Genomic DNA, 12,651 nt, shown 5'->3' with positions numbered 1-12,651 from the left:
GTCGTGCGGGCTCAGGTCGTGCCGGTCACCTGCTCGGTGGCCGGCTCGTGGTCCGGGCCGTGTGCCCTGCCCCCGGCGCCCGCCGCGGTGTGCGGGGCCTCCGTGGCCGTCACCCGGCGTTCGGCCTGTGCGTCGCGCATCCGTTCGGCCGCGACGTAGCCGAGCGCCGCCTCGGCGGCCTCGTCGGCCAGCGCCTGTCCGGCGGTGCCGTACAGGTGGAACACCGCGTCGGCGCCGTGCCGCGCGAGCTCGGCCGCGTCGTCGTCGTACCGGGCGACCGCGGCCACCGTGCCCTCGAAGCCGCTCGCCCGGAGCTGGGACAGGGCGATGAGGTTGGCCGCGTGGAACGGCATGGCGAGGATCGCGAGCCGCACGGCACCCGCGCTGCGGACCCGGCCCCAGAACTCGATGTCCGTCGCGTCCGCCTGCACCACCGTGAAGCCCTCGGTGCGCAGCGCGGCCACGCGCGCCGGGTCGTGCTCGACGCCCACCACGTTCATGCCGTAGTCCTGCCGGAGCTGGCGCACCGCACCGCGCCCCACCCGGCCCATACCGAGCACCAGCGCCTCCGCGCCGGAGACGTCGATGAGCCGTTCCTCGCGGTGCAACCACTCGTTGGGCTTGGACGGGAAACGCCGGGCGAGCGCTGTCGCGAGCTCGTTGCCGCGGGTGTTGACGGCCGAGGACAGCACGAAGCTCGCGGCGACGGCCACCGCGAGCACGACGAGCCACTCGTCCTGCAGGAGGCCGGACTCCGAGCCGACCGCCACGACGATCAGGCCGAACTCGGAGTAGTTGGCCAGGACCAGCCCGGCCAGGATCGCCGTGCGCTTGCGCAGCCGCATCAGCCGCAGCAGCACCGCCGTCACGATCGCCTGCAGCGGCAGCATGAGCAGAAGGAGCAGGCCGATCATCCCGGCCTGCCAGGTGAGCTGCCCGGAGAAGCCGATCGAGACGAAGAAGCCGACCAGCAGCAGCTCCTTGACGGTGAACAGGTTGCGGGAGAGCTCGGTGGCAGCCGGGTGGCCGGCCAGGAGCATGCCCAGCACGAGCGCGCCGAGGTCACCCTTGAGCCCGACCGCGTCGAACAGCGCGTACCCGGGACCGAGCGCGACCGCGACGCCGAACAGCGCCTGGAGCTCGCCGTGGCCCACCCGCGACCAGATCCTGCGCAGCAGCCAGGCCCCGGGGACGAGCAGCACCAGGGCGAGCGCCCACGGGCTCGGCGGGTGGTCGGAGGCCACCGAGAGGAAGACGACGGCGATCAGGTCCTGCATGACCAGCACGCCGATCGCGATCCGGCCGTAGAGCGCGGACTGGTCGGACCGGCCGTCCAGCACCTTGACCACGAACACGGTCGAGGAGAACGACAGCGCCAGCCCGAGCAGCGCGAGGACCCCCAGGCCCTCACCCGCGAGCATCGAGAACCCGATCACGCCGAGCAGGCCGAGGAACCCGACCGCGATGGCGATACTGACCAGCAGGTGCGCCACGGTGGTGAACCAGACGTCCTTGCGCAGGAGCGTCTTGACGTCGAGCTTGAGCCCGATGCCGAACAGGAGCAGCGTGACGCCCAGGTCTGCGATGGTCTCGAGGTACCCCGGGGCCTCAAGACCCGCCGCGTGCAGGGCGAACCCGGCCACCAGGAAGCCGACCAGCGGCGGCAGCCGGAGCAGCACCGCGCCCAGCCCGGCCGCGACCGTGGCCACCAGGAAGATCGCAGCGGTCCCCATGACCAGAGTTTAGTTGTCGCGTGTTTCAGGGAGTCGTCACGGCCGCCCGCAGCGCGGGTGAAAGAGTGCCCTTGGCCTCGACCGACACCCCGTCCAGGCCCAGCCACCGGGCCATCGCGCGCAGCTCGTGCGCCAGCCGGTCCGGGGTGGCGGCGGTGAGCTCCGGTTCGGCGTGCGCCGACTGCACCCGCAGCACACCGGCCGCGCGGTCCGCCTTGAGGTCGACCCGGGCGGTGAGCCGGGAGTCCTCCAGGAACGGCAGCACGTAGTACCCGTCGACGCGCTGGGCCGCCGGTGTGTAGATGCCGATCCGGTACCGCATGCCGAACAGCCGCTCCAGGCGCGCGCGCTCCCACACGAGCGGGTCGAACGGCGCCAGGAGCGCCTGCCCCGTGGCCCGCCGGGGCCGTGCGGCGTCCCGGTGCAGGAACCACCGCTCGGTGCCGCCCGCCACCCTCGCGGGCACCAGCACGCCGTCGGCCACCAGGTCGGCCAGGGCCTGGTCCGCGACGGGCCCCTTCAGCCGGTAGTAGTCCTTGATCGCCCGGGCGGTGCCGATCCCCTGGGCCCGCGCGCCGAGCTCCAGCAGGGTGCGCTTGGCCTCGGCCTCGGGCACCTCCCCCAGGGCCGACGCCGGCAGGACCCGCTCCGGCAGGTCGTAGAGCCGCTCGAACTGGGCGTTGCGCCCCGCGGAGACCACCTCACCCGTGAAGAAGAGGTGCTCGACCACGCGCTTCTCCGTGCTCCAGTCCCACCACGAGCCCCGCTTGCGGCGCACGGAGCGCCCCTCGGACACGAACCGGTCGTGGATCTGCGAGGCCGACACCGGGCCCTCCGCGGCCACCAGGGCCCGCACCTCGGCCACCTGCGGCGCGTCGGGCAGCCGTACGCCGTCGAGCTCGCCCCAGTCGTACTCCTGCGCGAACCACCGGCGGCGGAAGGCCAGCAGCGGCCAGACCCCGGGCGGGACGTAGGCCGCGACGTGCGCCCAGCTCTCGACGAGGCGGCGGTCCGCGGCCGCCGCCCGGCTCGTGCGGCGGCTGTACCGGCCCGACGCCGTCGCCCGGTCCAGCAGATCGGTGTCGTACGGTCCCAGCCGGGCGAACAGCGGTAGCAGGTGCGCCCGCGCGAGGACGTTCACCGAGTCGATCTGGAGCAGGCCGAGCCGGTCGATCACGCCCTGCACGTGCCGCATGGTGCGTGGCCCGTCGGTGCGCGCACGGTGCAGCCCCTGCGCGGCGACGGCGATGCGCCGGGCGTGGTCGAGTGACAACGAGATCGGTTCCACACCCCCATCCTGCCCGGCACCACTGACACTCCCCGGCGACGGCTGTGGACAGGCGGCGCCGCCCGGCGCCGGCGGGCAGGGTGGTGGGATGCGCCCCGTCCGCGAGCTCGCCCGTCTGCTGCTGCCCGTCGCCTGCCCGTGCGGCGAGCCCGACGTGCGCTGGTGCGCGCGCTGCGCCGCCCTCCTGTCCGGCGCGCCCCGCCGGGTGGAGCTGGGCGCACCACGGCTCGACCGGCTGGACGGCGTCGCCCCCGTACCCGTCTGGGCCCTCACCGCGTACACGGGGCCGGTGCGCGACGTCGTCGTGCACTGGAAGGACCGGGGGCGGGCCGACCTGGACGGGCTCCTCGCACCCGCCCTGCGGCGGGCCGCCGCACGCCTCGGGCCGGCGCTCGCACCCGCGCTCGCCGGGCTGCCGGGCGACCCGCCCGCGGGCCCGGTCGCCGTCGTGCCCGTGCCCTCGACCGCGGCCGCACGCCGGGCCCGGGGCCGCGAGCCCGTCGCCGTCCTGGCCCGGGCGGTGGCCCGCGGCCTGCGGGACGGCGGCGTGCCCGCGGTGCTGGTGCCCGCCCTCGTGCGCCGGGGACGGGGACGGGACCAGGTGGGGCTGGGGGCCCGGGCACGCGGCCGCAACCTGGAGCGCGGCGTCCGCATGACGAGACGTGGGGCGCGCTCCCTGGGACGAGGGGCCATGTGCCTCCTCGTGGACGACGTCCTGACGACCGGGGCCACCCTCGCCGCCGTCGAACGCACGCTGGAACGGTGCGGGCACGACGTGCTCGGAGCAACTGTGCTGGCTGCGACGCCGGCCCCGGGCGACCGCCGCGGGAACCGGCCGGAACCGGCGTCCGGCGCGCATCCGGAGCCTGTGCCGAACCTGAAAGTCTGACAGAGAACTCTCAGGTTGTTCACTGATGGTTGGGGCTGTCGTTACCCAGGAGAGAGAGTTAGCCTGAACGTTCCACGGCAAGATCCGAGCCCCGGCGACGTCGGCAGGGCTCGCGCGACGGGGAGGTGGTTCGTGCCCGGCACCCGGCAGCAGGGGTGCCACATCGAGTAGAGACGGGTGCACGCCGCCGGCAAGGGACGGTGTGGCCCAGATTCCCGGAGCGGAGTGACGCACATGGAGATTGTCGTTGTCGGCAGGCACACGGAGGTGGCGGACCGGTTCCGCCAGCACGTCGAGGAGAAGCTCGCGAAGGTAGAGCTGCTCTCTCCTTACGTACGTCGGGTCGACGTGGAGATCACGCACGAGAACAACCCCCGGCTGTCCGAGAACCGGGAACGTGTGGAGCTCACGCTGCGCGCCAAGGGTCCGGTGATCCGCGCGGAGGCCGCGGCGGACGACCGCTTCGGCGCGCTGGACCTCGCCATCGACAAGCTGAACGAGCGGCTGCGCCGCGCCCGTGACCGGCGCAAGGACCACCGGAACAACAAGGTGCTCGCACCCGTGGACGTCCGGCCGCTCGACGAGATCCTCACCGACGAGTCCGGCAGCGAGCCCGAGCCCCAGATCTCGGCCCCCGCCGCGCTGTCCGAGCCCGGCGACTCCGTGGAGACCACCATCGGCGACTCCCCCGTGGTGATCCGGCAGAAGCTGCACCACGCCGACCCGATGACGCTCGACGACGCCGTCTACGAGATGGAGATGGTCGGGCACGACTTCTACCTGTTCATCGACAAGGAGACGTCCCGTCCGTCGGTGCTCTACAAGCGCAAGGGCTGGACGTTCGGCGTGATCCAGCTCGACAACCCCTGCGGCGCCGCCCCGGTCACCGACCTGACGTGATCCCCGGACGCGGCGGAGCCCACCCGGGTTCCGCCGCGTCGGTCGGGCCCGGTCAGCCGGGGTAGGCGACGAGGTCGACGTCCTCGGCGAAGGGCTGCCAGACGCCCGTCTCCTCGTGCTCCAGCTGGCCGCCCTCGGTGATCACCAGGATCCCCTGGTCCGTCACACCGGCCGCGAGCTGCTCGACGTCGGTGAGCCCCGTGAGCTGCCGGGCCGCACCGCCCGTCCCGGCCAGCCCGCCGACCCCCGCCGTCCAGACGCCGGACGTGCCGTCCGCGGCCCGCGTGAGAAGCGCGAGCGTCGTGCTCCCGGACCAGCGGGCCTCCTCGATGTCGTCCACGGGTGCCGCGACGGACAGCCGCGGCGTGAGGCTGACCGGCTTGTCGGCCTCGTCGCGGACGATGCCCGCCACGTGCACCTGCGTACCCGACGGCGCCTCGCTCACGACCGCCACCCGCGACCCCTCCGGCGCCACCGAGACGCTGATGACCTTGCGGCCGGCGAGCCAGTCGGGCTTCAGGGAGAACTCGTCCGTCTCCTCGTCGCGCACGCGCAGCGCGCCCGTGCTGCCGCTGGTCCAGACGTAGCCGAACGTGTCGACGGACGGCGCCGCCAGGTCGCCTCCCTCGAACATCTCCACGGCCCCCTCGTCGCCGAGGCTCACGATCCGGTCCGTGCCGTCGCGCACGACGATCGGCGAGCCCGCGGGGCTGACCGCGAACGCGGTCGGGTCGCCGACGGCGGACAGGTCCGCCGTCGTCTCGTACGTCTCCAGCACCCCGTCGGTCACCAGCTTGATCTCGCCGTCCTGCACGGCCAGGGCCTGGCCGGCGGTGCCGGGCACGGTCACGTCGGCCGCGTCGACCGCGAGGCGGTTGGTGCCGCTGTACAGGTCCACGGGCACGGTCCGGCCGGCGCCCTCGGAGAAGGTCGCCGACAGCTGCGCCGCGATGATCGCCCGGTCCGTCGCCGGGGCCGCGCTGACCTGCTCGCTGAGCCGGACCGCGACGGCCTCCTCGCCGTCGGACTCCCGGACCGACGCCGAGCTGAGCTGGGTGCCCTCGGGCACGAGGGACTGCGTGGCGCCCTGCAGCCACTCGGGCGGACCGGCCAGCACCTGCTGCACCGCCACGCTGCGCCACTGACGCCGCGGGAACCAGCGCAGGTCGGGTACGAAGCTCTTCGCGTCCGTGGCGGCAGGGAAGTACAGCCGGGTCGCCCGGTACTGGTTCGCGAACAGGTTGGCGGGCACGATCACGCCGTCGTCCAGGACGGAGATGCGCCACTGGTCGCCGACCCGGACCAGGGTGAACCGGTAGCCGAGCTCGCGCGGGTCGCCCACCTCCGTGTAGGTCCCCACGCTGTCGACGGTGGCGATGGTGGTCGCGCGCACCACCACCTCGACGGTGTCCGCGCCCTCGATCTCCACGCCGGGATCGGTGAGCTGCGCCAGCGGCGCCTCGCGGACCACCCGCACGGCCGCCTCCGCGTCCCAGGTCACGGAGACGTCCTCCGTGAGGAACTCACGGGCGGTCTGGAACTCCTTCGGGGACGTCGCGGCGGCCGCCGCGGCGCCCAGGAACCCGGACACGATCGTCTGCGGGTCCGCGCCCGGGGTCGGGCCCTGCGGCAGCATCGCGATGTCCACCTGCGTGTCGACGTCCGCGTTGCCCTCCAGCACGGGGCCGGACGTCGGGATCCGCGCACAGGCCCCGATACCGGTGACGGTGGCCAGCACGACGACGGCGCCGAGAGCGGCGCGGACCGCACGGCGCATCAGTGCACCTCCACGTCGGTCGGCCGGTCGGGCGAACGGTCGGACGACGCCGCCGGGTCACCGGACAGGTCCGGGATCGCCGTCGGCGTCGGGCCCGTGGGCGGGCGCACCACCGGGACCTGCCCGGTCCGGGCGCCCGGCTCGTGCGAGGCAGGCGCGAGCGTGATCGGCGGCTCGCCGATCTGCACCCCGGCGCTGCGTGGCAGCGTGAGGCGGAAGCTCGCACCCTGCCCCGGCCGGCCCCAGGCGTCGAGGCGTCCGGCGTGCAGGTGGGCGTCCTCCAGGGCGATCGCCAGCCCCAGGCCGGACCCACCGGTGGTGCGGGCCCGCGCCGGGTCGGCGCGCCAGAACCGGTCGAACACGTGCTCCACCTCCTGCTTGGTCATGCCGACGCCGTAGTCGCGCACCACGACGGCGACCGACCGGTCGTCCTCCGCCACGGTCACCTCGACCGGGCGCTCCTCGGCGTGCTCGATCGCGTTGACCACGAGGTTGCGCAGGATGCGCTCGATGCGGCGCGGATCGAAGTCGGCGGCCGCGTCGGCGTCGGGCAGGCGCACGGAGACCCGCACGTCCTTCGTCTCCGCCAGCGGCGACGCCTGCTCCACCACCGACATAACGAGGTCACGCAGGTCGCGGCGCTCGGCGTCCAGCACGGCGGCGCCCGCGTCGAAGCGGCTGATCTCCAGGAGGTCCGACAGGAGGGACTCGAACCGGTCGATCTGGCCCAGCAGCAGCTCGGCCGAGCGGGCGGCGTCCTCGTCGAGCTGGTCGCGGGACTCGTGGATGATCTCGCTGGCCATGCGGATGGTGGTCAGCGGGGTGCGCAGCTCGTGCGACACGTCGGACACGAAACGGCGCTGCATGGCGGACAGCTCCTCCATGCGCCGGATCTGGTCCTGCAGGCTCTCCGCCATCTCGTTGAACGAGCGCGCGAGGCTCGCCATCTCGTCGGTACCGCGGGCCCCCGGCATCCGCTCGGACAGGTGCCCCTCGGCGAGACGCTCGGCCACGGTGGCGGCCCGGGTCACCGGCGTGACCGTCTGGCGCGCCATGGTCCAGGTCACCACGCCGAGCAGCGCCAGCATGCCGAACCCGCCCGCGAGCAGCACGCGGTGCACGAACGACAGCGTCTCCTGCTCCGGCTCCATGGAGTAGAGGTAGTAGATCTCGAAGGTGGCGTCCGGCGAGGCCTGGACCGTCGAACCCACGATGACGCCGGGACGCACCTCGTTCGTGCCGTCCGGCGCAGGGATCGCCACGGCCTGGAGCACCTGGTCGTCCTCGGAGGCGACGTTCGCCTGGCGCAGCTCGTCGCTGATCACCACGTCGGTCAGGTCACCCCGGGAGGCCACGTCCGACACCTGTGCGGTGCCGCCCGGCGCCTGCAGCAGGAAGTAGTCCTCCGCCGTGGACCCGCTCGTGACGGTGAGCGTCGCGATCGTGTCGAGCAGCAGCGTCTGCAGCTCGCCCCCCGACGTCGTCGACGCGGTCGAGAAGTTCTCCGACACCTGCGCCGTCAGGGCCGCGGTCTCGCGGTCGATCGCCGCGATCCGCTGTTCGTAGATGCCGTCCCGGACCGACGTCGACAGGTACAGGCCCAGCACCACGATCGCGGCCAGGCCGATGGTGAGCGCCGTGGCGACCACCCGGAGCTGCAGCGAGGAGCGCCACTGCGCGACCGCCCGGCGGGTGCCGCGGACCGTGACCACCCGGGCCCGTGCGACCACCCGGCGCAACCGCGCGGCCAGGCCGGAGCGCATCAGCGGGTAGCGCCCGCCTTGTAGCCGACGCCGCGCACCGTGAGCACGATCTCCGGGTTCTCCGGGTCGCGCTCGATCTTGGAGCGCAGGCGCTGGACGTGGACGTTGACCAGGCGCGTGTCGGCGCTGTGCCGGTAGCCCCAGACCCGCTCCAGCAGCACCTCGCGCGTGAACACCTGCCAGGGCTTGCGCGCCAGCGCCACGAGCAGGTCGAACTCCAGTGGCGTGAGCGCGATGCGCTCGCCCCCGCGCGTCACGGTGTGGCCGGTGACGTCGATCTCGACGTCACCCACCACCAGGCGCTCCGGTCCCGGGTCCTCGCTGCGGCGCAGCCGGGCCTTGATCCGGGCCACGAGCTCCTTGGGCTTGAAGGGCTTGGAGACGTAGTCGTCGGCGCCCGACTCCAGGCCCACGACGACGTCGAGCGTGTCGGACTTGGCCGTGAGCATGATGATCGGCACGCCGGACTCGGCGCGGATCTCGCGGCACACCTGCACGCCGTCCTTGCCCGGCAGCATGAGGTCGAGCAGCACGAGGTCGGGCTGGTGGGTGCGGAACATCCCCAGCGCGGAGTCGCCGTCGGCACAGAAGATGGCCTCGATACCCTCACCCTTGAGGACGATGCCGATCATCTCGGCCAGCGCTGTGTCGTCGTCGACGACGAGAACTCGTACCTTCATGCCCTCCAGTGTGCCAGGCCGGTCCAGCAAAGCCGGTCTCCGGCGTCCGGCGGCACCAGGTTCACCCGTGTCGGACGCACCACTCCCGGTGCGGCGGACCCGCACGCGGCCGGCGGCAGGGGGGACAACCCCCGCCCGGACCGGGCGGCCGGCACCATGGTCCGAGCACCCCCGCCGGGGCGAACCTGGCACCATGACGACCATGACCATCGACCGGCCCGCGGCCGGCACCGCGACCCGGCGCGCCGGGCACCGGGAACCGGGCTTCCTCACGGCCCCGTTCGCGAGCCGCACCTGGCGCGAGCAGGGCTACCTCGCCCTCGTGCTGCTCCTCGCCCCCTTCGCCTTCACCTACGCGGTGTTCGCGGTGAGCCTCACGGCGGGCATCGCCGTCACGGTGGTCGGCCTGGTCGTGTCGGGCGGCGTGGTGCTCGGCGGGCGCGGCTGGGGCGGCGCCTACCGCGGCCTGGCCCGCGACCTGCTCGACGTCGACGTCCAGGCGCCCGCGCCGTACGTGCGACCGCGCGGGTTCTGGCGCACCGTCGGTTCCCTGATCGGTGACGCCACGGGCTGGCGGGCGCTGCTGTTCATGGTCGTGACCTTCCCGCTGTCCGTCCTGTCCTTCGTCGTCAGCGTCACGTTCCTGGCCACCAGCCTGGGCGCGCTCACCTACGGCATCTGGTACCGGTACCTGCCCGAGCAGCTCGGCACCGACGGTGAGCTGCACCGCGGGGCGCAGTTCGGCCCGGCGTACTTCCTGGACACGCCCCCGCGCATCGCGCTGGCCGCGCTGGCCGGTCTCGTGCTCCTGTTCTGCTGGCCCTGGATCACCCGGGCGTTCACGCTGCTGTTCCGTGTGCTGACCGCCGGGCTGCTGAGCCCCACGCGAGCGAGCCTGCGGGTCGCGGAGCTGGAGCGGTCGCGCACCGGCACCGTGGACGACGCCGACGCCCGCCTGCGCAGCATCGAGCGGGACCTGCACGACGGCACGCAGGCCCGCCTGGTCGCCGTGGCGATGCAGCTCGGCGAGGCGCGCGAGCACCTGGCCGACGGCGGCGACGTGACCCAGGCGGCCGAGCTCGTGGAGACCGCCCACACCTCGACCAAGGAGGCGCTGACCGAGCTGCGCGAGCTCGCCCGCGGCATCCACCCGCCGGCGCTCGACAGCGGCCTGACCGTCGCGCTCGAGACCCTCGCGGCGCGCTCGCCCCTGCCGGTCACGGTCGACGTCGACGCCGGCGTCGAGGCCCACGGCCGCCTGGCGCCAGCCGTGGAGTCGATCGCCTACTTCAGCGTCGCCGAGCTCGTCACCAACGCCGCCAAGCACGCCCGGGCCGCCGGGGTGTACGTGCTGGTCGAGTCCGTCGGCGGCATGGTGCGCATCCGGGTGCGCGACGACGGGCGCGGCGGCGCGCGGGTGGTGCCGCCCGACGGTTCGGGCCTGCGCTCCGGCCTGGCCGGCCTGGCCGAGCGGGTGCGCTCGGTGGACGGCACGTTCGACCTGTCCAGCCCGGTCGGCGGGCCTACGGTGGTGACCGTGACCCTGCCGAGCGCCACCAGCCCGTCGGAACCCGCATGACCAGGCCGGACGACCCGTCGCCGGGCCTGCGGGTGGTGCTGGCCGAGGACTCGGCGATCCTCCGCGACGGCCTCGCCGCCCTCCTGACGCGCCGCGGCCACGCCGTGACCGCGGTCGGCGACGGTGCGGCGCTGGAGGGCGAGATCGCCCGGCTCGCCCGCGAGGGGTCCCTGCCCGACGTCGTCGTGGCGGACATCCGCATGCCGCCGAGCTTCACCGACGAGGGGCTGCGGGCGGTGCTCGGCCTGCGCGGCCGGCACCCGGACCTGCCCGTCCTGCTCTTCTCGCAGTACGTGGAGACCCGGTACGCGAGCCGGCTGCTGGCCGGCGACGCGCGCGGCGTCGGCTACCTGCTCAAGGACCGGGTGGCCGACGTGCGGGACTTCGTCGACGCGCTCGGCCGGGTGGCCCGCGGCGCGACGGTGCTCGACCCCGAGGTGGTCTCCCAGCTCATGGGCTCCGCCCGGCAGGACGACGGGCTGGACCGCCTGTCGGCCCGCGAGCGCGAGGTGCTGGGGCTGATGGCGCAGGGCCGGTCGAACGGGGCGATCGCGGACCTGCTCCACCTGTCCTACGGGGCGGTGGAGAAGAACGTGGCAGCCATCTTCACCAAGCTCGACCTGCCGCAGGACGCCGCGGACCACCGCCGTGTCCTGGCGGTGCTCCGCCACTTGGGCGTCTAGCGGGCTAGAGCCTGCCCGCTGCCTTCAGGGCCAGGTACTCGTCGGCCAGGCGCGGTGCCAGGTCGTCGGGCAGCGCCTCCACCACGTCCGCGCCGTAGCGGCGCAGCATCGTGGTCACCGCGGTCCGCTCCAGGTCACCGCGAGCCGCGGCCGCGGCGTCGTAGACCTCGGCCACGGTCTCGCGGCCGGCACGCAGCCGTGCCACCTCCTCGTCCGCCACGGAGGCGACGACGACGGTGTGGTCACGGGCGAGCTGGTCCACCACGGGCAGCAGGCCGTTCTCGACGGCCGCGGGGTCCAGGGTGGTCAGCAGCACCACGAGCGCACGCTGTGTCATGCGGGTCCGCACCTGGGTGACCACGCCGGGCCAGTCCGTCTCCAGGAGCGCGGGCTCCACCGTGGCCAGCGACTCGGCCATCGCGGGCATGAGCCGCGGCCCGGCCGCCCCTGCGACGCGCGAGCGCACGGTGCGGTCGAACGCGACGAGCTCGACCCGGTCGCCCGCGTGCCCCGCCAGCGCCGCGAGCAGCAGGGCCGCCTCGATGCTGGCGTCCAGGCGCGGGGCCCCGGTGGAGTCCGCGGCGCCCACCCGGGCGGCGGACGTGCGCCCCGTGTCCAGCACGATCAGCACGCGCCGGTCCCGCTCGGGGCGCCAGGTGCGCACCACGACCTCGCGCCGCCGCGCGGTGGCGCGCCAGTCGATCGAGCGGACGTCGTCGCCCACCACGTACTCGCGCAGCGAGTCGAACTCCGTGCCCTCGCCACGGATCTGCACCGCGGCGCGGCCGTCCATCTCCCGCAGCCGCGCCAGGCGGGAGGGCAGGTGCTTGCGGCTGGCGAACTCCGGCAGCACGCGCAGGCGGCCCGGTACCGGCAGGGTCACCTGACGGCCGGCCAGGCCCAGCGGACCCAGGCTGCGGATCGTCACGCCGCCGGCTGCCCGGTCGCCGCGCCGCGTCGGCACGAGCGTGGTGGGCAGGCGCGCGGCCTCGCCGTCGGGCAGGTCGACGTGGTGCCGGCCGGAGCCGCCCGACGCCGGCCGCACCCGCTCGCCGGTGCCTCGGCCCGGGCCCGCGCCCGCCGACGGCCCCCACGCGTCCCGGACGACGGCGCGCAGCCGCCGGCCGGAGACGTTGCGGACCACGAGCTCGCTGACGGCCTCGGAGCGCAGGCGCACCGAGCCGGGTACCCGGCGCTGCACCGCGACGCGCCGCGGCGACGCCGCCAGCACGACGTCCGCGAGGCAGGCCAGGACCACCACCGTCGCCCACACCAGCACCGTCCCGTTCGCCGGGAGCAGGAGCACGGGGATCACGCCGAGCCCCATCAGGGCGGCGGCCCGCCACGTCACGACCATGC

10 protein-coding genes are annotated in these 12,651 nt (G+C 74.3%); 4 read left to right on the top strand and 6 right to left on the bottom strand.

The features are described from left to right. Positions 1-11: 11 nt before the first annotated feature. Positions 12-1,733 carry a cation:proton antiporter gene (locus tag ACO229_RS26110; protein WP_423463234.1) on the bottom strand — a complete coding sequence of 574 codons (1,722 nt, stop codon included), beginning with the start codon at positions 1,731-1,733 and terminating at the stop codon, positions 12-14. Positions 1,734-1,758: 25 nt separating this feature from the next. Beyond that, the gene (locus tag ACO229_RS26105; protein ID WP_423463233.1) at positions 1,759-3,021 is read right to left on the bottom strand and encodes a winged helix-turn-helix domain-containing protein; all 1,263 of its coding nucleotides are present in this window, start codon (positions 3,019-3,021) and stop codon (positions 1,759-1,761) included. A gap of 88 nt (positions 3,022-3,109) precedes the next feature. On the opposite strand from ACO229_RS26105, the gene ACO229_RS26100 reads away from it, so the two are divergent. After that, positions 3,110-3,910 carry a ComF family protein gene (locus tag ACO229_RS26100; RefSeq protein ID WP_423463232.1) on the top strand — a complete coding sequence of 267 codons (801 nt, stop codon included), beginning with the start codon at positions 3,110-3,112 and terminating at the stop codon, positions 3,908-3,910. A gap of 234 nt (positions 3,911-4,144) precedes the next feature. Beyond that, positions 4,145-4,810, top strand: coding sequence for a ribosome hibernation-promoting factor, HPF/YfiA family (gene hpf, locus ACO229_RS26095; protein ID WP_397414920.1), 666 nt, complete (start codon positions 4,145-4,147; stop codon positions 4,808-4,810). Between the two features lie 52 nt (positions 4,811-4,862). Here the strand turns inward: hpf and ACO229_RS26090 are convergent, their stop codons facing one another. From ACO229_RS26090 to mtrA, 3 genes are read right to left on the bottom strand one after another with little or no spacing between them, the layout of a single operon-like run. Then, positions 4,863-6,587 (bottom strand): LpqB family beta-propeller domain-containing protein, encoded by a 1,725-nt coding sequence (locus tag ACO229_RS26090; protein ID WP_423463231.1) that lies wholly within the window; start codon positions 6,585-6,587, stop codon positions 4,863-4,865. Beyond that, entirely contained in the window at positions 6,587-8,350 is a 1,764-nt protein-coding gene (gene mtrB / locus ACO229_RS26085) for an MtrAB system histidine kinase MtrB (protein ID WP_423463230.1), read from the bottom strand. Before mtrB ends, ACO229_RS26090 begins: the two co-directional genes overlap by 1 nt. After that, the gene (gene mtrA, locus ACO229_RS26080; protein ID WP_171103320.1) at positions 8,350-9,030 is read right to left on the bottom strand and encodes an MtrAB system response regulator MtrA; all 681 of its coding nucleotides are present in this window, start codon (positions 9,028-9,030) and stop codon (positions 8,350-8,352) included. Before mtrA ends, mtrB begins: the two co-directional genes overlap by 1 nt. A gap of 193 nt (positions 9,031-9,223) precedes the next feature. Here mtrA and ACO229_RS26075 point away from each other — a divergent pair, with 193 nt between their 5' ends. Continuing rightward, positions 9,224-10,609 (top strand): sensor histidine kinase, encoded by a 1,386-nt coding sequence (locus ACO229_RS26075; protein WP_423463229.1) that lies wholly within the window; start codon positions 9,224-9,226, stop codon positions 10,607-10,609. Further along, positions 10,606-11,292 (top strand): response regulator, encoded by a 687-nt coding sequence (locus ACO229_RS26070; protein WP_397432908.1) that lies wholly within the window; start codon positions 10,606-10,608, stop codon positions 11,290-11,292. The genes ACO229_RS26075 and ACO229_RS26070 overlap by 4 nt, the downstream gene beginning before the upstream one ends. Before the next feature lie 4 nt (positions 11,293-11,296). Here ACO229_RS26070 and ACO229_RS26065 read toward each other — a convergent pair whose 3' ends face one another. Beyond that, on the bottom strand, positions 11,297-12,649 hold the full coding sequence (locus ACO229_RS26065) for a DUF58 domain-containing protein (RefSeq protein WP_397432910.1): 1,353 nt from the start codon (positions 12,647-12,649) through the stop codon (positions 11,297-11,299). Positions 12,650-12,651 lie beyond the last annotated feature (2 nt).

The sequence above is a fragment of the Promicromonospora sp. MS192 genome (assembly GCF_049532985.1).
Taxonomy (GTDB): Bacteria; Actinomycetota; Actinomycetes; order Actinomycetales; family Cellulomonadaceae; genus Promicromonospora.
Note: the sequence above shows the minus strand (reverse complement) of the source record. Positions and strands in the feature narration are given on the sequence as shown.

What these genes read in the sequence shown, in the direction of transcription:
- ACO229_RS26075 (WP_423463229.1), top strand. Translation starts at nt 9,224, where the DNA reads ATGACGACCATGACCATCGACCGGCCCGCGGCCGGCACCGCGACCCGG.
- mtrA (WP_171103320.1), bottom strand. Translation starts at nt 9,030, where the DNA reads ATGAAGGTACGAGTTCTCGTCGTCGACGACGACACAGCGCTGGCCGAG.
- ACO229_RS26070 (WP_397432908.1), top strand. Translation starts at nt 10,606, where the DNA reads ATGACCAGGCCGGACGACCCGTCGCCGGGCCTGCGGGTGGTGCTGGCC.
- hpf (WP_397414920.1), top strand. Translation starts at nt 4,145, where the DNA reads ATGGAGATTGTCGTTGTCGGCAGGCACACGGAGGTGGCGGACCGGTTC.
- mtrB (WP_423463230.1), bottom strand. Translation starts at nt 8,350, where the DNA reads ATGCGCTCCGGCCTGGCCGCGCGGTTGCGCCGGGTGGTCGCACGGGCC.
- ACO229_RS26110 (WP_423463234.1), bottom strand. Translation starts at nt 1,733, where the DNA reads ATGGGGACCGCTGCGATCTTCCTGGTGGCCACGGTCGCGGCCGGGCTG.
- ACO229_RS26100 (WP_423463232.1), top strand. Translation starts at nt 3,110, where the DNA reads ATGCGCCCCGTCCGCGAGCTCGCCCGTCTGCTGCTGCCCGTCGCCTGC.
- ACO229_RS26090 (WP_423463231.1), bottom strand. Translation starts at nt 6,587, where the DNA reads ATGCGCCGTGCGGTCCGCGCCGCTCTCGGCGCCGTCGTCGTGCTGGCC.
- ACO229_RS26065 (WP_397432910.1), bottom strand. Translation starts at nt 12,649, where the DNA reads ATGGTCGTGACGTGGCGGGCCGCCGCCCTGATGGGGCTCGGCGTGATC.